The organism is Rheinheimera sp. (assembly GCF_036782235.1).
In the GTDB taxonomy this organism is placed as follows: Bacteria; Pseudomonadota; Gammaproteobacteria; order Enterobacterales; family Alteromonadaceae; genus Pararheinheimera.
On record NZ_DAIPZL010000005.1, the window covers coordinates 243,429 to 260,963 of the forward strand.

Annotated in this window: 12 protein-coding genes; 11 read left to right on the forward strand and 1 reads right to left on the reverse strand. The window is 49.4% G+C overall.

Annotated features, from left to right (window positions below):
• Positions 1-134 precede the first annotated feature (134 nt).
• From rppH to V7P87_RS08535, 8 genes are all read left to right on the forward strand, one after another.
• Positions 135-635: an RNA pyrophosphohydrolase gene (gene rppH, locus V7P87_RS08500; RefSeq protein ID WP_260656300.1), complete on the forward strand. Its 501-nt coding sequence runs from the start codon at positions 135-137 to the stop codon at positions 633-635.
• A gap of 38 nt (positions 636-673) precedes the next feature.
• Positions 674-2,938 carry a phosphoenolpyruvate--protein phosphotransferase gene (gene ptsP / locus V7P87_RS08505; protein ID WP_333797059.1) on the forward strand — a complete coding sequence of 755 codons (2,265 nt, stop codon included), beginning with the start codon at positions 674-676 and terminating at the stop codon, positions 2,936-2,938.
• Positions 2,939-3,155: 217 nt separating this feature from the next.
• Positions 3,156-3,950 carry a sulfite exporter TauE/SafE family protein gene (locus tag V7P87_RS08510; protein WP_333797060.1) on the forward strand — a complete coding sequence of 265 codons (795 nt, stop codon included), beginning with the start codon at positions 3,156-3,158 and terminating at the stop codon, positions 3,948-3,950.
• A gap of 9 nt (positions 3,951-3,959) precedes the next feature.
• Complete coding sequence (gene lgt / locus V7P87_RS08515; RefSeq protein WP_260656297.1) at positions 3,960-4,766, forward strand: prolipoprotein diacylglyceryl transferase; 807 nt, start codon at positions 3,960-3,962, stop codon at positions 4,764-4,766.
• The gene (locus V7P87_RS08520; protein ID WP_260656296.1) at positions 4,763-5,596 is read left to right on the forward strand and encodes a thymidylate synthase; all 834 of its coding nucleotides are present in this window, start codon (positions 4,763-4,765) and stop codon (positions 5,594-5,596) included. Before lgt ends, V7P87_RS08520 begins: the two co-directional genes overlap by 4 nt.
• Before the next feature lie 416 nt (positions 5,597-6,012).
• Positions 6,013-6,525: an RNA polymerase sigma factor gene (locus tag V7P87_RS08525; RefSeq protein ID WP_333797061.1), complete on the forward strand. Its 513-nt coding sequence runs from the start codon at positions 6,013-6,015 to the stop codon at positions 6,523-6,525.
• Complete coding sequence (locus V7P87_RS08530) at positions 6,515-7,120, forward strand: hypothetical protein (RefSeq protein ID WP_333797062.1); 606 nt, start codon at positions 6,515-6,517, stop codon at positions 7,118-7,120. The genes V7P87_RS08525 and V7P87_RS08530 overlap by 11 nt, the downstream gene beginning before the upstream one ends.
• Positions 7,117-8,088, forward strand: a complete 972-nt coding sequence (locus V7P87_RS08535) for a DUF4097 family beta strand repeat-containing protein (protein WP_333797063.1) — start codon at positions 7,117-7,119, stop codon at positions 8,086-8,088. Before V7P87_RS08530 ends, V7P87_RS08535 begins: the two co-directional genes overlap by 4 nt.
• Before the next feature lie 100 nt (positions 8,089-8,188).
• Here V7P87_RS08535 and V7P87_RS08540 read toward each other — a convergent pair whose 3' ends face one another.
• Positions 8,189-9,655 carry an OmpP1/FadL family transporter gene (locus V7P87_RS08540; RefSeq protein ID WP_333797064.1) on the reverse strand — a complete coding sequence of 489 codons (1,467 nt, stop codon included), beginning with the start codon at positions 9,653-9,655 and terminating at the stop codon, positions 8,189-8,191.
• A gap of 352 nt (positions 9,656-10,007) precedes the next feature.
• On the opposite strand from V7P87_RS08540, the gene V7P87_RS08545 reads away from it, so the two are divergent.
• The 3 genes from V7P87_RS08545 to V7P87_RS08555 all read left to right on the forward strand — a co-directional run bounded on the left by V7P87_RS08545 (position 10,008) and on the right by V7P87_RS08555 (position 17,447).
• The gene (locus V7P87_RS08545; protein WP_296296579.1) at positions 10,008-11,075 is read left to right on the forward strand and encodes an efflux RND transporter periplasmic adaptor subunit; all 1,068 of its coding nucleotides are present in this window, start codon (positions 10,008-10,010) and stop codon (positions 11,073-11,075) included.
• 69 nt (positions 11,076-11,144) lie between these two features.
• Positions 11,145-14,378 (forward strand): efflux RND transporter permease subunit, encoded by a 3,234-nt coding sequence (locus V7P87_RS08550; RefSeq protein ID WP_333797065.1) that lies wholly within the window; start codon positions 11,145-11,147, stop codon positions 14,376-14,378.
• A gap of 3 nt (positions 14,379-14,381) precedes the next feature.
• On the forward strand, positions 14,382-17,447 hold the full coding sequence (locus V7P87_RS08555; protein WP_333797066.1) for an efflux RND transporter permease subunit: 3,066 nt from the start codon (positions 14,382-14,384) through the stop codon (positions 17,445-17,447).
• Positions 17,448-17,535: the final 88 nt, after the last annotated feature.

Consider the following 17,535-nt stretch of genomic DNA (forward strand, 5'->3'; position numbering starts at 1 on the left):
TGCACAAAGTCCTGCTGCTCATTTGTTGAACTGTGGATAACTTTTGCAAAACTGCGGAGAAATACCGTTTGCTGTGACCGCGACTTTATGAAAGAATCTTTTCACAAGCTGTTGTAAATAAGCTAGAGGTTAGTGTGATCGATGCCGAAGGTTTTCGGGCCAATGTCGGCATAGTGATTTGTAATCACCAGGGACAGGTGTTTTGGGCTCGCAGATTTGGCCAACATTCCTGGCAGTACCCACAGGGTGGCATTGATGACGGTGAAACACCGGAACAGGCCATGTATCGTGAATTACATGAAGAAGTCGGATTGTTACCGCAGGATGTGGAAATTGTCGCAACGACAAAACACTGGCTGCGGTATAAATTACCTAAACGACTGATTCGGCGTGATTCCAATCCTGTGTGTATAGGGCAGAAGCAAAAGTGGTTTTTATTGCGTCTGACCTGCCGGGAAGAAGATGTCAATTTGCTAAAAACTTCGCATCCGGAGTTTGATGACTGGCGTTGGGTCAGTTATTGGTATCCGGTGCGCCAGGTCGTTGCTTTTAAACGGGAAGTTTACCGTAAAGTAATGAAAGAGTTTGCCCCGGTCGCTTTGCCGTTTATTCGTCGTGAAGTCAAAAAAAAGTAGCATAACGGCCGCCACTGTTATGTGAAGAAGGGGATGTTATGCTCGGCCAGTTAAGGCGTATTGTTCAGGATGTTGCGCAGGAACCTTCGCTGGCCAGTGCTCTGGCTGGCCTGGTCAGCAACGTCAAAAATGCGCTGCACACCGAATGTTGTTCGGTGTACCTGGCCGACTACCAGCAACAACATTTTATGCTGATGGCAACAGATGGCCTGAATCCGGATGCCATTGGTAAAGTGGCCATTGGTTTTTCTGAAGGTTTGATTGGTTGGGTTGGTCAGCGCGAAGAACCGATCAATTTAGCAGAAGCACATTTACACCCCCGTTTTAAAGTGACCCCTGAAGTCAGTGAAGACTGTTTTTCTGCTTTTTTAGGTTGTCCTATTATTCATCATCGCAAAGTACTGGGCGTGCTGACCATTCAGCAGTCGGCCTCGCGGGTATTTAGCGAAGATGAAGAATCCTTTTTAGTGACTCTGGGTGTACAGCTGGCGTCCGTACTGGTCAATGCCGAAATGCGCCAGCTTACCAGTCAAAGCCCAAACCAACATGTGCATGTGGGGCAGTTGCAAGGTTTAATTGGCGCGCCTGGCATTGCTATAGGCGAAGGTTTTGTGTTGCAGCCCGCCAGTGACTTTGACGCCATTTCACTACAAAAAACCGACGATCCTGAGCGTGAGTTGTCGCGTTTTTACCGTGCCGTCAAAGTGACCAAGGCCGAATTTAACCGCTTGGCCGAGCGGATGTCCGGCCATTTGCCACCTGATGCGCTGGCGATATTTGATGTGTACCATCAGCTGCTGGATGCGGCGAGTTTAGGCCATGAAATTGAAGCGCAAATTGCCGAAGGCTGGTGCGCCAAAAGTGCATTAAAACGGGTGGTGGAAAAGTTTGCCCGCCAGTTTGACGATATGGATGATGCTTATCTGCGTGAGCGTGGCACCGATATCCGTGATTTAGGTCAGCGGGTGCTGAATCATTTACTCGACACTGAACAACGTCATTACAAACTCCCCGAGCATGTGGTGCTGGTGGCCGATAACGTCACAGCTTCCATGCTGGCAGAAATTCCGCGTGCTCAGCTGGTGGCTATTGTTTCGTTAAAGGGTTCAGTGAATTCGCACGCCGCTATTATGGCGCGGGCCTTGGGTATTCCGGCCGTCATGGGCGTGGACGAACTGCCGCTGATGCAGTGGCAGGGCCAGAGGCTGATTGTCGATGGTTATCAGGGCAATATTTTGGTGTCGCCTGCCGATGCCATTTGCCATGAATATCAGCAGTTGATGAATAAAGACGCTGAGCTGAACGCCCGCTATCAGGCCGAACTGCACTTGCCGGCGCAAAGTGCCTGCGGCGCAAGGTTTAAGCTGATGGTGAACTCAGGCCTTGCCATCGAACTTGAAACCACCCAGTCCGATTTTACTGACGGTGTAGGCCTGTATCGGACTGAATTTCCTTTTATTATGCGCAGCCGCTTCCCAACAGAGCAGGAGCAGACTGAGCTGTACCGTAAGGTGATGCAAAGTTACCCGGAAAAACCTGTGGTGATGCGCACCCTGGACGTCGGCGGCGACAAACCGCTGCCGTATTTCCCTATTTCGGAAGAAAACCCCTTTTTAGGCTGGCGCGGTATCCGGTTAACGCTGGATCATCCGGAAATTTTTCTGGTGCAAATCCGCGCCATGCTCAAAGCCAATATTGGTGTGGGTAATTTACATATTTTGCTGCCAATGATTTCCGATTTGTCGGAAGTGGACGAGTCTTTGCGACTGATCCGTCAGGCCTGGTTTGAGGTCGATGATGAGTTTAATAAAGAAGGCATAGTGCCCAAGCCTAAGGTTGGGGTCATGATTGAAGTGCCTTCCATTATGTATCAGCTGAGTGAGCTTGCGAACAAAGTTGATTTTTGCTCTGTGGGTACCAACGACTTAACCCAGTATCTGTTGGCTGTGGATCGCAATAATCCGCGGGTGGGTAATTTATATGATGCGCTGCATCCGGCAGTGCTACGCGCTTTAAACCAGCTTGGCCAGCAGTGTCAGGCGCTGCAGTTCCCGGCCAGTATCTGTGGTGAACTGGCAGGCGAGCCTATTGGTATTTTGATCCTGATTGCGATGGGCTTCAGACGTTTTAGTATGAACCACCGTAACCTGGCAAAAATTAAATGGTTATTGCGCCGTATTGATATCTCGGAGTTAAAACTGCTGTTGCCGGAAATTCTGGCTTGTCAGTCGCCCAAACAAGTGCGTTTGCAAGTACAGCGCTTTTTGGATCAGAAAAAACTGCTGAACCAACTGCGCGCCTGACAGCTGAGAACTACCAGCGCTTATCACCAGCGACTGCTTTTGTGCTCTGTGGCGAGTCGCTTTTACTACAGCCTTTAACAATTCAAGCAACTCACCTGAATTTACTGGCTCGCCACAGGTCTGCTCTGTACAATGGCGCACCGCAAAAATGCGCCCAGTCTGCTGCAGCTTGTTGTGACAGAGCCGGACTGGCCTGAGCTGTACTCTGGGTAATACTGTGCTGACTTTTTTTCTGATCTGTATGATGTTAGGTGCGCTGGCGGGCTTGCTGGCCGGTTTACTCGGCATAGGCGGCGGGTTGGTGATAGTGCCACTGTTGACATTATTATTGCCGCTTTACCATATTGTCCCTGCTGAGCATGTAATGCTGGTGGCTGTGGCCACTTCGCTTGCCACTATTGTCATTACCAGCGCTTCTTCTACCAGGGCCCATCACCGGCTGCATAATATTCCCTGGCAGCTGGCACCTGCGGTATTAACTGGGGCTGCTGCCGGCGCTTTGCTGGTGGGTTCCTTTGCCTATCTGGTGAATGGCCGTGTATTGCAGCTGTTTTTTGGTATTGCTGTGGCACTGATAGGCCTTCGTATGCTGTTTAGTCAGGCCGCAAGTGGTGTCCGTGTTTTGCCGGCCAAACCTGTGCTTGCGATTATTTCAGCTGTGCTTGCCAGCATTGCCAGTTTGCTGGGCATAGGTGGAGGGGCTTTGTATGTGCCTGTGCTGAACTTTTTTTCGGTGAATATGCGCCGTGCTATTGGCCTGGCTGCAGTCACCGGGCTGGTGATCGCCATCTTTGCTGTGATAGGGTACGTCAGCTCCGGCTGGTCTTATTACAGCTTTGCCGATGGTTTTGTCGGTTTTGTTTATTTACCAGCAGTGGTTGCTGTGGTGTCTACCTCAATGCTGGCGGCGCCACTTGGGGCAAAACTGACACAAAAACTGCCGGTGCTTCGGATAAAAAGGATATTTGGCCTGTTTTTGCTGGTGGTCAGCGCCAAAATGATTTTGAGTTAAGGGTTGTATATGTCTGCAAGTTATATCGTTTTTCCTCAGATTGATCCGGTGATCTTTAGTCTGGGGCCAGTCAGCGTGCGCTGGTATGGTCTGATGTATCTGATTGCTTTTTTACTGGCAAATTTTTTAGCCAACAGAGCCGCTGATAAGCCGGGTTCAGGCTGGACCAGGGATCAGGTCAGCGATCTGATGTTTTATGGTTTCCTTGGTGTTGTGCTTGGCGGCCGGGTGGGTTATGTGTTGTTTTATCAGTTCCCGCTGTTTTTACAGGATCCGCTGTATTTATTCCGTATCTGGGAAGGCGGGATGTCATTCCACGGTGGTGTGCTGGGAGTGTTAACTGCCATGGCATTTTTTGCATGGAAAACCCAGAAAAACTACCTGAAACTCGGTGATTTTGTGGTGATCTTGCTGCCTCTGGGTTTAGGCGCAGGTCGTATCGGTAACTTTATTAATGCAGAGCTCTGGGGCCGCACTACAGATGTACCCTGGGCTGTGTTATTTCCCAATGCCGGAGCTTTACCACGCCACCCGTCACAACTTTATGAATTTGTACTGGAAGGTTTAGTGCTGTTTGTGATGCTGATTTGGTATCGCAGCAAACAGCCACCGGCCGGTAATGTCGGAGGCCTGTTCCTGCTCGGTTATGGCTGTTTCCGCTTTATTGTTGAGTTTTTCCGTGAACCTGATGCCCATCTTGGCGTGTTATCACTTGGTATGTCGATGGGGCAGTGGTTGTGCCTGCCGATGATTATTGCCGGGACTGCACTGATTGTCTGGGGTTATCAGCGCCGTCGCCAGGGAGAAACGTTATGAAACAATATCTGGATTTAATGCGTCATGTGCTGGAAACCGGCCATCAAAAAACCGATCGCACCGGTACCGGTACCCTAAGTGTGTTTGGGTATCAGATGCGGTTTGACTTAAGCCAGGGTTTTCCACTGGTGACCACCAAAAAATGCCATTTGCGCTCCATTATTCATGAGCTGCTGTGGTTTTTAAAAGGTGAAACCAATATCGGTTACCTCAAAGACAACGGCGTGTCGATTTGGGATGAATGGGCCACAGCCGAAGGCGAACTCGGCCCTGTGTATGGTGCACAGTGGCGCAGCTGGCAAGGGCCAAATGGTGAAGTCATTGACCAAATTAGTCAGCTGATCAGCGACATTAAACGCACACCGGATTCGCGCCGCTTGATTGTCAGTGCCTGGAATCCGGCGGTGTTACCCGACACCCGCTTGTCGCCAAAAGACAACGCAGCGGCCGGTAAACAAGCGCTGCCCCCTTGTCATACGTTGTTCCAGTTTTATGTCAATGACGGCAAACTGTCTTGCCAGTTGTATCAGCGAAGTGCCGATATTTTCCTTGGGGTACCATTTAATATTGCCAGTTATGCACTGCTGACGATGATGGTGGCGCAGGTTTGTGATTTAACACCGGGTGATTTTATTCATACCTTTGGTGATGCGCATTTGTATTCCAACCATCTGGAGCAGGTAAAACTGCAGTTAAGCCGCGAGCCTCATCCGTTACCAACGATGAAAATAAACCCGGCGGTAAAAGATATCTTTGCTTTTAGCATTGAAGATTTTGAATTGCAGAATTATCAGGCGCATCCACATATTAAGGCGCCGGTCGCGATTTAATTTCAGGTGCAAACACAGCTGAAACATCATCGTTTTGTCATCTGGTTGTCTTGCTGCTGTCACAGCAAAAAGCCAACATCAAGTGGCTGATGAACAAGGAATTTCATCTGCACATTCCTGCGTGTGTTTTGAAAACCGGCTTTTATATAAGCCGGTTTTTTTTGAAAGAGCTGATGTGATACCCCTGCTCGTGCCGCAGTGGCTGCTGTCGCTGTTGTTCGAGACTTTGTCAGACAGTATCACCTTGGTTTCACAGCCTGCATGCAACAGCACAGTTGCCAAAAGATGAAATTTATCTATTTGTTTTTTCTTCATATTTAATTATTTTGTCTTTTTTTTATTTTTCTTTTAAACCCCGGCAACGGCAGTTGCGACTAATCTTGCATCAACACAATATCACCGGAATTTTTACCATAATGCAGCAACAGCTGGACAGCTGGATACAACAAGCCAAAAATGGTGATCAGCAAGCTTTTTTTATGTTGTATCAGCAATTTAAAGGTAAGGTTTATGCAATTTGCCTTCGATTGCTGGCCGACAGGGCGCAGGCCGAAGATGGCTGCCAGGAAGCTTTTGTCCGGATCTGGCAACAACTACCGGCTTTTCGTGGAGACAGTAGTTTTGCCACCTGGCTGCATACCATTGCCAGTCGCACTGCTGTTGATTTGTGGCGTAAAAACAAAATATTACGTTTAAGTACTGATCAAGAAGTTCCGGAGCAGGCTGTAGAGTTGTTACCGGAAAACAGTGCACTGGAGCAGGCTATTTTACGTTTGCCCCATCAGGCCCGGGCAGTGTTTGTGCTGTTTGCACTGGAAGGTTATCAGCATCAGGAAATCGCCCAGTTGCTGGATATCGCAGAGGGCAGCAGTAAAGCGCAATATCACAGGGCGCGTCAGTTACTCAGAGGTTGGTTAGATGAAAACTGAGCAGGAATTACAGGCACAGATTGATGCACTGGCCAAAGACATTGAGCCACAACGTGATTTATGGCCAGAGTTGGCTGCAAGGCTTGCCACCACAGCACAGTTACCGCAGCAGCAAGAGCCACAGCCGCAGCGGCTAGCCGCGCAAACTGCGCAGAACAACAGTCCCACTTGGTACTGGTGGTCAGGCGCCGCAGCTGCAGCAGTGCTGCTATCGGTATTGATCTGGCCACAGGGGCCGGATGGCACTCAGCTCGCACAACAAAAAACAGCACAGCCTGTTGTTGTGGCCGCTGGTGGCGAAGCTGATGACACCGCAGCACAGATCACAAAAGTACAGTGGCAGCTCACCAGCGACTTTGACACCCAAAGGGCGGCCATGCTGGCACAAATCAACGCAGTGCCCGAGTTTTATCCCGATTGGCAGCAGCAGCTGGCGATTTGGCAACAAGCCAGACAGCAGGTATTACTGGCATTAAGTTATCAGCCGGATGAACCGGTGTTATTACTGCAGCTCAATAAGCTGCAACAGCAACAAATCCACTATTTACAAAAATTGGTCAGTAATGATCTGACATATTCTGGAGTGACATCATGAGAACATTAATCGCAAAACCTTTCACCCTGACTCTGATGGCTGCGTTGCTGCTGCCGCAACTGGCGCTGGCGGCCGGAGCGCCGGTGAATGAAGCAATGAAAGTCAGTGCCAATGAAAAAATTTATATCGAAAATATGCGCGGCCATGTGGAGATCAAAGCGGTAAAAAGCCCGGTTTTCAGTGTAAAAGGCACGCTGGATGAAAAAGCTGATGGTTTTGACCTGAGCTCAAAAGATGGTATTACCCGTTTTGTTGTGAAAATGCCACGCTCTAACTTCGGCTGGGGCGACAATGGTGATAAACAAGGTTCGCAGTTAGTGATCGAAGTGCCTGTTGGTGCTGCGCTGGAGTTCAGCGGCGTGAATGCTTCAGTCAATGTCAGCGGTGTGGCGGGCAGCAGCAAAATTACTACTGTGAACGGTGCCATCACGGCAAAACAACTCAGTAATGAGGTGCAGCTGGAAACTGTGAACGGTGAAATTGACAGTATCGGCAACAGCGGCCGCATCCGCTTAAATACAGTCAATGGTGAAATTGATGATGAAGGCTCCAGCGGCCGTTTAAGCGCAGAGTCGGTCAATGGTGAAATCAGTTTAAAAAGTAGCGCGAAAGAAATTGAAGTGTCTGTGGTCAATGGTGAAGCCAAACTTGAGCTGTCCGGCACTGAGCGACTTGATTTCAGCTCGGTCAATGGTGAAATTAAAGCTTCGGTAAAAAACAGTAAAACCCCACGTATCAGCACCAGTAGCGTTAGTGGTGCCTCTACGCTGAAACTGGATGCCGATGTCAGCGCCCGTTTTAAAATGGTGGCCAGCGCTGGTGGTGATATCAATAACAAAATTACTGACCAAAAAGCCGATAAAGCCAAATATGGCCCACGCCGTAGTCTGGAATTCAGCACAGGCAAAGGTGAAGGTAGTATTGATATGAGCACTGTCAGCGGTGAAATGACGGTTGAGAAAAACTAACAGCAGCCAGGCTTTAACCAACAAAAAACCGACGATAACGTCGGTTTTTTGTTGGTTTTGGGACAACAGCGGAAAAAGCATTGCCCGGTTTTTAACGACTTCAGAACAGATAGTTCAGCTGAGTGCCCAGGACCTGCGCATGGTTTTTATAATCCACCTGCAAACCAGACTTATACAGCTGTACGTCATGCGCATTAAATTCATGTTCGTTAATGCTGAGCGCACCCATCCACATATAACCGTATGCCAGATCCAGACTCCAGTTGCCGGCTACCTGCCAGTTGGCACCTACCGTCAGCCAGGTGCGGTCTGCAGTTGGCACCCTGGCCGTTTTATGACTGCTGCTGATTGGGTTTTCATCATAAGCCACGCCGGTTTTTAGTTTCAGATTGCTCTGGTATTGATAGCTCAGGCCAAAAGCAGCTGACAGACTGTCATGCCAGTACTCAGGGATATAACCAATGTAACCGGGTTTGGCCAGGTTGCCGCTTTGCTGGGTGGATAACGACAACGAAGGTTTGGCATCAATGCTGGTAATTTCAATATGTTCAAAAGCGCTCCAGCCGGTCCAGCTGACGCTCCCTTGCCAGGCCCAGAGCGAACTGAACTGATGATCCAGACTCAAAGTCAGATTGGCCGGCGTGGTCAGTGGCACCTGGCTGTGTTCAATCAGTTGTGAGCTGGCTGCAAGCTTGCCGGTTCTTTTATCAATGGCCGGCAGCTGCGGTGCTACCACAATAAAATTCGGCGAGCCGGCCACATTGGCACCTGTAATTGGTGTGTTGGTGATCACCGAATCACCGGTTAAGCGAAAGCGCAGTGCTGAGTGATACACCAGTGCCAAAGACAGATTGTCACTGATTTTGCCATGTAAACCCAGGCTGTAACCAGGTGCAATATCATCACCGCTCACTTCATAGTGGCTGTCACAATAAGCGCTGTTGTATACATCGGCGCGGTAGATATCGTTGATACGACGGCCGGTTTCACATAAGCCATTGTGATCTTTGTATTTTGATAAAGTACCTTCAATGTGATTGGCGCTAAGGCCCAAACCCAAAGACCAGTCTGTATTTAGCTGATAGGCCAGAGAACCTTGCAATGCTAACACCTGAATGGCGGTTTCATCGGCAAAATAACGGCCCACCCAGTCATTGTCATAGTCGCTGGATAAACCAAAAGGCACGTAAAAACCAACACCATAACTGAATTTTTCGTCCAGTTTGTCGGCATAAAATGCAAAAGGGACAACTTCTAATAAACTATTTTCACCTTCGCTTCGACCAAGTACAGCTAAACCACCGGCACTTTGGGCTTTAGCATTTTTGTAATCTGTGTTGGCTGCTATCAGGTTTAAACCCGAAGATAATGAAGTGCCCGACAGCCGGCTTAAAGCAGCTGGGTTGGAATAGACCAGGCTGGCGTCGGTGATTTCAGCGCCGCGGCCGGCATAAGCATTGCCCATGGCGCTGACAGATTGTTCGTAGAGTTTGTAACCTTCGGCATGGGCCAGACTGGCGCCACACAGAGTCATGATCGCCACAGCTAAAGACGATGGTTTAAACATGAGTGCCCCTTTGTATTGAAGATAAAGTTTGTTGTAGTTATGTGTCAGCAAAGCGGCTGTCGCCGGTTCTGGTCTGACCTTTTCGGGGCGGCAGTATAAAGTGAGGCCAGCTTAGAGTACAGACTCTAAATCGTTGCTTTATTGTGTTTAGTCGCAACAAGCAGTGAGCTAAATCACTAATAGATAGTGAAATTCGCCAACAGCGTGAAACATCTTGTTGCACTCTAAAAAAACAAAATCACTATATCTTAATGATTTATATGTATTATTTATCCATATGCGAGACTGGCACGACAGCTGCTATGTGCTCAACAGTGAAGTATTAAACTGCAAATCAGCCAAGGAATTTATCATGCACATGCCATCCAAGTTAGCCACCGCTATTACCGCCTCATTAATTGCTGCAACTTTGTTGCTGAGTGGCTGTGAATCGGCCAGCGGTAGCCCGGATACCGAGAAAAAAGACATTGCAGTCAGTATCCCTGTTGAGACCGCCGCTGTCAGCCGTGGGGCTATCAGCAGCACTTACCGCACCACCTCCACGTTAGAAGCCAAAGCCGATGCTGAAGTAAACAGTAAAGCAACGGGCCTGGTGCAGTCTGTGCTGGTGGAAGAAGGTGATCATGTCGAAGCAGGGCAGGTGTTGGCCACTTTAGATACCGAACGTCAGCGTATTCAACTGGCCAAAGGCAAAGCCGAGCTTGGCCAGCTGCGCAGTGAAATGCAGCGTATTGAAAAAATGTACGAGCGCAAACTGGTCAGTGCCGATGTGTATGACAAATTAAAATGGCAGTTAGAATCGATGACAGCAGCTGTCGATATGCAGGAGCTGTCACTTCGGGACACTGAAATCCGTGCCCCTATCTCAGGTGTGATTGCCCGTCGTTATGTCAAAGTGGGTCAGCTCATCACTGAATATTCGTCAAAAGCTTTATTTCATGTGGTGTCACAACAGCGGCTGGAAGCGGTGATCAACCTGCCGGAGCATCAGCTGCAACGTGCGAAAGTAGGCCAGACGGCATACCTGAATTTTGCCGGCATGCCACAACAACAGGCCAAAATAGTGCGGATTTCACCAGTGGTGGATGCAACCTCGGGTACAGCCCGCGTGACTATTGGTATTGATAACAGTGATTTAAGTTTAAAAGCCGGTATGTTTGCCCAGGTTGAACTGCAGTATGACTCCAAAGAAGCTGCCTTACTGGTGCCAAAACGTGCGGTATTGGCGATGGACAACGCCAGCTCCGTCTTTGTGGTTAAAGATGGCAAAGTCAGCCGTAAAGTGGTGAAAACCGGTTATGAGTCTGATGCCGCCGTTGAGGTGCTGGAAGGCCTTGCCGAAGGCGACCAGGTGGTGACTGCAGGTCAGGCTAGCCTGAAAGATCAAAGTCTTGTCAATGTGGTAAGCAACCACAGCTAATTCCTCTTTCCACTGTCGCGGGCCTTGTGGGCCCGCGCTGTCTACAACTAAAACTACAGGAAGAACACAATGAAACTGGTGGATTTGGCTGTTGCCCGCCCCGTAACCATGTGGATGTTTACGCTTGGCATCATGTTGTTTGGTCTGGTGGCGATGGCACGCCTGGCTGTTAATTTGTTACCGGATTTGTCTTACCCCACTTTAACCATCCGCACTGAATATCAGGGGGCGGCGCCGGCGGAAGTTGAGCAGCTGGTCAGTAAGCCGATTGAAGAAAGTGTGGGTATTGTCAAAGGTATCCGTAAAGTGCAGTCGGTGTCCCGTGCCGGCCGTTCAGATGTGATTATGGAATTTGAGTGGGGCACAGATATGGATCTGGCCGGCCTTGAAGTGCGCGAAAAACTGGACGTGCTGCTGCTGCCACTTGATATCAAAAAACCGTTGCTGCTGCGCTTTAACCCAAACTTAGATCCAATAGTGCGGCTGGCGTTAAGCCGCAATGATGTCAAAGATCAGTTATCTGAAGCCCAGCTGGTGGCACTGCGGACCTTTGCCGATGAAGATTTGCGCCGCAAAATGGAAGCGCTGACCGGTGTTGCTGCAGTGCGGCCCGATGGTGGTTTAACCCAGGAAATTCAGGTACTGATTGATAATGAAAAACTCAGCCAGCTGAATCTGGATATCAGCACTGTTAATGCCAGACTCAAAGAGCAAAACCTGAATCAGGCTGGTGGCCGGCTGGAAACCTCAGCCCACGATTATCTGGTGCGCACCATTAACCAGTTTGAAAATCTGGATCAAATGCGCAATCTGTATATTGCCACTGTCAACGGTAGTCATGTCAGGCTCAGTGATATCGCCGAAGTGCGGGACGGCTATGTCGACCGCCAGAGTATTACCTATGTGAATGGCAAACCGGCCATTGAAATTGCTATCTATAAAGAAGGTGACGCCAACACAGTACAAGTGGCCAAAACTGTGATTGGCCAGCTGGAAAACCTGCGTAAAAACCTGCCGGCTGGTTATGAGTTGACGCTGGTGTATGACCAATCGGTTTTTATCAGTGACGCTATTGCTGAAGTGAAGTCTTCCGCCTGGCAGGGCGGTTTATTGGCCATGCTGGTGTTGTATTTGTTCCTGCGCAATGCATGGACCACTTTAGTGATTTCAATTTCGATTCCATTGTCAGTCATAGCGACCTTTAACCTGATGCATGCACAGGAAATCAGCTTGAATATCATGAGTTTAGGTGGCATAGCCCTGGCTATTGGTATGCTGGTGGATAACGCTATTGTGGTGCTGGAAAATATTGCCCGTTATAAAGAGCAGGGCATGTCGGCTATGGCGGCGGCAAAAAAAGGTGCCAGCGAAGTGTCGATGGCCATTACGGCGTCCACTCTAACCACAGTCGCGGTATTTTTCCCGCTGGTGTTTATCGACGGTATCGCAGGCCAGTTGTTTAAGGACCAAGCTTTAACAGTCACTTATGCACTGCTGGCTTCGTTACTGGTGGCATTAACGCTGATCCCAACCATGGCGGCCCATGAACGTACTCTGGGTGCAGCAACAGTGGCAGCTGACAATAAACCCGCTTTTGTGAAACCACAACGTTGGTATCAGTGGATTGTGCTGGTGCTAAAACTGCCGTTTCGCGCCATTGCTTTTGTGTTGTCCTGGGTGATTTCGTTATTCACTTTAATATGGCGCCTGGTCGCCACTGCCTTTGGCTTGTTATTCCGTCCTTTATTAAAACTGATGCAAATGCTGCTGACCAGCCTAGAAAAACTGTATCGCCGTGTTTTAAAGACCGCACTTCAAAGAAAAAGTCTGGCACTGGCACTGACGCTTGGTATTACAGCCACTTGTTTTAGTCTGGTACCGCGCCTTGGTTTTGATTTAATTCCGGCCATGAGTCAGGGGGAGTTTTATGTAGAAGTGCAGTTGCCTGTTGGCAGTGCCATTGAACGCACAGACAAAGTGCTGACCAAATTGGCGGCAGTGGTGGGGGCAGAGCCAGAAGTGGAGCGCACTTATGCGCAGGCCGGTACCGGTCAGCAAATGACAGTAGACCCATCTATTGGCGGCAGTCATTGGGGGCGGCTCAACATTGTATTAAAACCAGGTTCAACATCGGCTGATGAGCAAAAAGTGATGCAGCTGGTGCGCGACACAGTGGCAGCCATGCCGGATGTGGTGGCAAAAATTGATGCGCCTGAGCTTTTTAATATGGCCACGCCGATGGAGGTTGAACTGGCAGGTCATGAACTGTCAGCCTTAAAAGAAGGCTCAGCCATGTTGGTTAAACAACTGGAAGCAAATAACCGTTTTGCCGATGTAAAATCCAGTCTGCGCGCCGGTCAGCCGGAAATTACCTTACATTTTGACCATCAGCGTTTATCACAACTGAATATGACCGCTTCTGACGTGGCCAAAAGGGTGGCCAATTATGTCGGTGGTGAAGTGGCGGGACAATATTCGATTCAGGACCGCAAAGTGGATATCCGCGTGCGTCTGTCCGAGCAGTACCGCAACTCAGAGCAGGAGTTGGCGCAAATTATTATTAACCCACAAAGTGAAATGCCGTTGCCGTTATCTGCGGTAGCCACTATCAGCCGTGAGATAGGCCCCAGTGAAATTACTCGTATTGGTCAGCAGCGTGTGGCTGTGGTGAGTGCTAACCTGGCTTATGGTGATGTGGAGCAGGGCGCTGCAGCTGTAACGGCCATGCTTGCTCAGTTACAACTGCCTTACGGCGTTACAGCCCGGGTGATGGGCCAAAGTGAAGAAATGCAGCGTTCATTTAACTCTTTGATGGTTGCGCTGACGCTGGCGGTATTTTTGGTGTATCTGGTGATGGCCTCACAGTTTGAGAACCTGCTGCAACCTCTGCTCATTCTGTTTACCGTGCCGCTGGCCGGCGCCGGTGCAGTGCTTGGTTTGTGGCTGACTGACACCCGGATTTCAGTGATTGTGTTTATCGGTTTGATTATGCTGGCCGGTATAGTGGTGAACAACGCCATAGTACTGATTGACCGCATTAATCAGTTGCGCGATGACGGCATGGCGCTGGATGCCGCTATTGTGGAAGCAGGGGCTACCCGTTTACGTCCTGTATTGATGACCACTTTAACCACGGTGCTTGGATTAATGCCGATGATGTTTGGTGGTGATGGTGCGGAGATCCGCGCACCTATGGCCATTACCGTGATTTTTGGTCTGAGTTTATCCACCTTACTGACCTTATTGTTTATTCCGGTGTTGTATCGCCTGACGGCGCGTGAAAAACAGCTGGTGAAGGAGTAAGTTATGGAACATAAACCTCTTGCCCTGACCCGCTGGGCGCTGAACAGGCCGGTCACCCTTTGTATGTTGTTTTTATCCTTGTTGGTGTTTGGTTTATTGGCCAGCCGGATGTTGCCACTGGAGAAGTTCCCGGGCATTGATATTCCGGAAATTTATATCAACGTGCCTTATCCAAACGCCACGCCGGCCGAGATTGAACGTTTGATCACAAGGCCAGTGGAAGAAGCCTTGTCGACAGTGACCGGCATTAAAAAAATGCGCTCTTTTTCCAAAGAAGACAGCGCGGAAATTGGTCTGGAATTTAACTGGGAAGAAAATATCAATACCAAAAGTATTGAAGTGCGCGAGCGGCTTGATGGCATTCGCCATCTGCTGCCGGCTGATGTAGAGCGGGTGCTGGTGTTTCAGTTTAACACCAATGATATGCCTATTTTCCAGCTGCGGATTTCCAGCGAACGTGATTTATCAATGGCGTATGACTTACTGGAACGCCAGGTGAAAAGACCATTGGAGCGGGTGCCTGGCGTGTCCAAAGTTGAGCTTTATGGTGTGGATAAACGCCAGGTGATCATCAGGCTGCAGCCGGAAAAACTGCGTGCTTTGCAGGTGGATGCCAAAGCATTGGTGGCCACTTTATCCAAACAAAACTTCGCCATGACCGCAGGGGAGATCAGAAGTCCGGAATCCAGCATTCTGGTCAAACCCGTGGGCGAATTTGGCTCGCTTGAGGAAATAAAACAACTGCCGATTGGCCGGGGGTTAAAGCTCGGTGATATTGCACAATTACAGCTGGAACTGCCAAAACGGGTAGAAGGGCGTCGGCTGGATCAGTCTTATGCTGTGGGCATGAATGTGTATAAAGAATCCGGTGCCAATCTGGTCGACGTTTCAGCTGCCGCCCTTGCTGTGGTAAATGCTGCGGGGAAAGACCCAGCCTTTAACGGCATTAGTATGTTTGTGATGGATGACACTGCCAAAGGGGTGACTGATTCTTTATCTAACTTATTGGGCTCAGGAGCTATGGGCGCGGCCTTATCTTTTGGGGTGCTTTTCCTGTTTTTACGTCATGTACCCACCACTTTGCTGGTGGTGATGTCGGTGCCGGTGTCTATCGCCATTACCCTAGGCATGATGTATTTCCTCGATTACAGCTTAAATGTGCTCAGCATGATGGGGTTGATGCTGGCGGTGGGCATGCTGGTGGATAACTCTGTGGTGGTGACCGAAAGTATTTTCCGCGAAAGGGCTGCCGACAATGATGTGCGCCGTGCCACAGAGCGTGGTGTGTATCGGGTGAGTCTGGCGGTGCTGGCGGGGACTGCCACTACAGCCATCGTATTTTTACCCAATATTATTGGCCAGAAAGTGGATGTGACAGTGTTCCTCGAGCACGTGGCTATTGCCATTACTATTTCTCTTGCTGTGTCGTTATTAATGGCGCTGACTTTGATCCCCTGGTTATCAACCCGCATTCAAAGTATTACCAGTACCGAAAACGCCAAAGCCAGCAAAGCCGATATTATTTATGGCAAATGTTTGCGCTGGGTGATGAGAAAGCCAGTGGCGGCGACCCTGATTGCAATAGGCCTGTTATTTAGTATTGCCATTCCTATCAGTCAAGTATCGGGCGGGGATGACAACGAAGGCGATTCCAACAGATTGTTTCTGAACTACAACATTCAGAGTAATTACAGCCTGGCCGAAGTGGAGCAGGAAGTCAGTAAAATGGAAGCTTACCTTTATGCCAATAAAGAAAAATTCCATATCGACTCAGTGTACAGCTACTATCAGCCCGGATATGCCATTTCCACTATTATGTTTGTTGATCCGCTGCCTGTGCCTGTTGCAAAAGTGAAAGAAGCTATCCGCAAAGACTGGCCTGTGCTGGTGCGCGCTAAACCACAGTTTGGTTGGGGTGATGCAGGTGGTGGCATGAAAATTCATTTACTCGGGCCTTCAACAGCCAAACTGATGGAATTGTCTGAATCTCTGGTGCCGGTGCTGAGCACTATTAAAGGACTGGAAGACGTACGTTCTGAAGTCAGTGATGGTCAGTCGGAGTTGCAGGTGGTGTTACAGCAAGAGCAGCTGCAGCGTCATGGTCTGTCGGCACAGGACGTGGCCAATACCATCAGCCTTGCACTTCGAGGCTCTAATTTGCGCACTTTCCGCACTTTGGAGCAAGGCGAAGTGCAGCTCAGAGTGTTGTATGACGAAAAAGTAGGCTTGTCGCAGCAGGAGCTGGAAGCAGTGCCGGTGAAATTGCAAGACAATACTGTGGTGCGTTTATCCCAGGTAGCCAGCTTAAAAGTCGAAAAACGCTTAGGCGAGATCCGCCGTTTTAACCGTCAAACCGGTCTGGCGATTGGCATGAATATCAATAAAGAGCTGAAAATGGACGATGCCCGCAAAGAACTGACCAAAGTGATGGAGCAGTTGCAGTTACCGGCGGGTTACAGTTGGTCTTTTGAAGGCAGTTTTCAGTATCAAGACGAAGCTCAGGGCATTATGCAAACCAATATGCTGCTGGCGGTCGCGATGATTTACCTGGTGATGGCGGCTTTGTTTGAGTCATTGTTATTACCAACTGCCGTCATTGGCTCGTTATTGTTCTCTTTTGTTGGTGTGTTCTGGGCCTTTTTACTGACCGGCACCCAAATGGGCATTATGGGCATGATTGGGATGCTGGTGTTGATGGGGATAGTGGTCAACAACGGTATTGTGCTGGTTGATCGCATTAATCAGCTGCGGGAAGAACGGCCAGATGCTGATTTAGTGCTATTAATCATCGAAGCTTGTGAAGCGCGGCTGCGCCCCATTCTGATGACCGTATCCACCACAGTGCTGGGTTTGTTACCGCTGGCTTTTGGTGACGCCAATATCGGCGGTGATGGCCCGAGTTATGCGCCTATGGCGGTGGCTATTATCGGTGGCCTGGTGTTTTCGACTTTAACCAGCTTGTTACTGGTGCCGCTGACTTATTGGGGCCTGATCCGTCTTGGCGCCCGATGGCAGCGTTTTAGCAGCAGCGCCAGGGCCAGGGTGAACAAACTGATGCCAGCCCGCTAAAAGGAAAATTTGCAATATAAAAACCACAGCTTGGGCTGTAATGCCGATCAGATAAGAAAATTTCAGATCGGTTGACCGATCCAGTGGC

Coding starts and splice junctions, on each gene's coding strand:
- V7P87_RS08525 (WP_333797061.1), top strand. CDS start 6,013: ATGCAGCAACAGCTGGACAGCTGGATACAACAAGCCAAAAATGGTGAT.
- V7P87_RS08520 (WP_260656296.1), top strand. CDS start 4,763: ATGAAACAATATCTGGATTTAATGCGTCATGTGCTGGAAACCGGCCAT.
- V7P87_RS08545 (WP_296296579.1), top strand. CDS start 10,008: ATGCACATGCCATCCAAGTTAGCCACCGCTATTACCGCCTCATTAATT.
- V7P87_RS08540 (WP_333797064.1), bottom strand. CDS start 9,655: ATGTTTAAACCATCGTCTTTAGCTGTGGCGATCATGACTCTGTGTGGC.
- V7P87_RS08550 (WP_333797065.1), top strand. CDS start 11,145: ATGAAACTGGTGGATTTGGCTGTTGCCCGCCCCGTAACCATGTGGATG.
- ptsP (WP_333797059.1), top strand. CDS start 674: ATGCTCGGCCAGTTAAGGCGTATTGTTCAGGATGTTGCGCAGGAACCT.
- lgt (WP_260656297.1), top strand. CDS start 3,960: ATGTCTGCAAGTTATATCGTTTTTCCTCAGATTGATCCGGTGATCTTT.
- V7P87_RS08535 (WP_333797063.1), top strand. CDS start 7,117: ATGAGAACATTAATCGCAAAACCTTTCACCCTGACTCTGATGGCTGCG.
- V7P87_RS08555 (WP_333797066.1), top strand. CDS start 14,382: ATGGAACATAAACCTCTTGCCCTGACCCGCTGGGCGCTGAACAGGCCG.
- V7P87_RS08530 (WP_333797062.1), top strand. CDS start 6,515: ATGAAAACTGAGCAGGAATTACAGGCACAGATTGATGCACTGGCCAAA.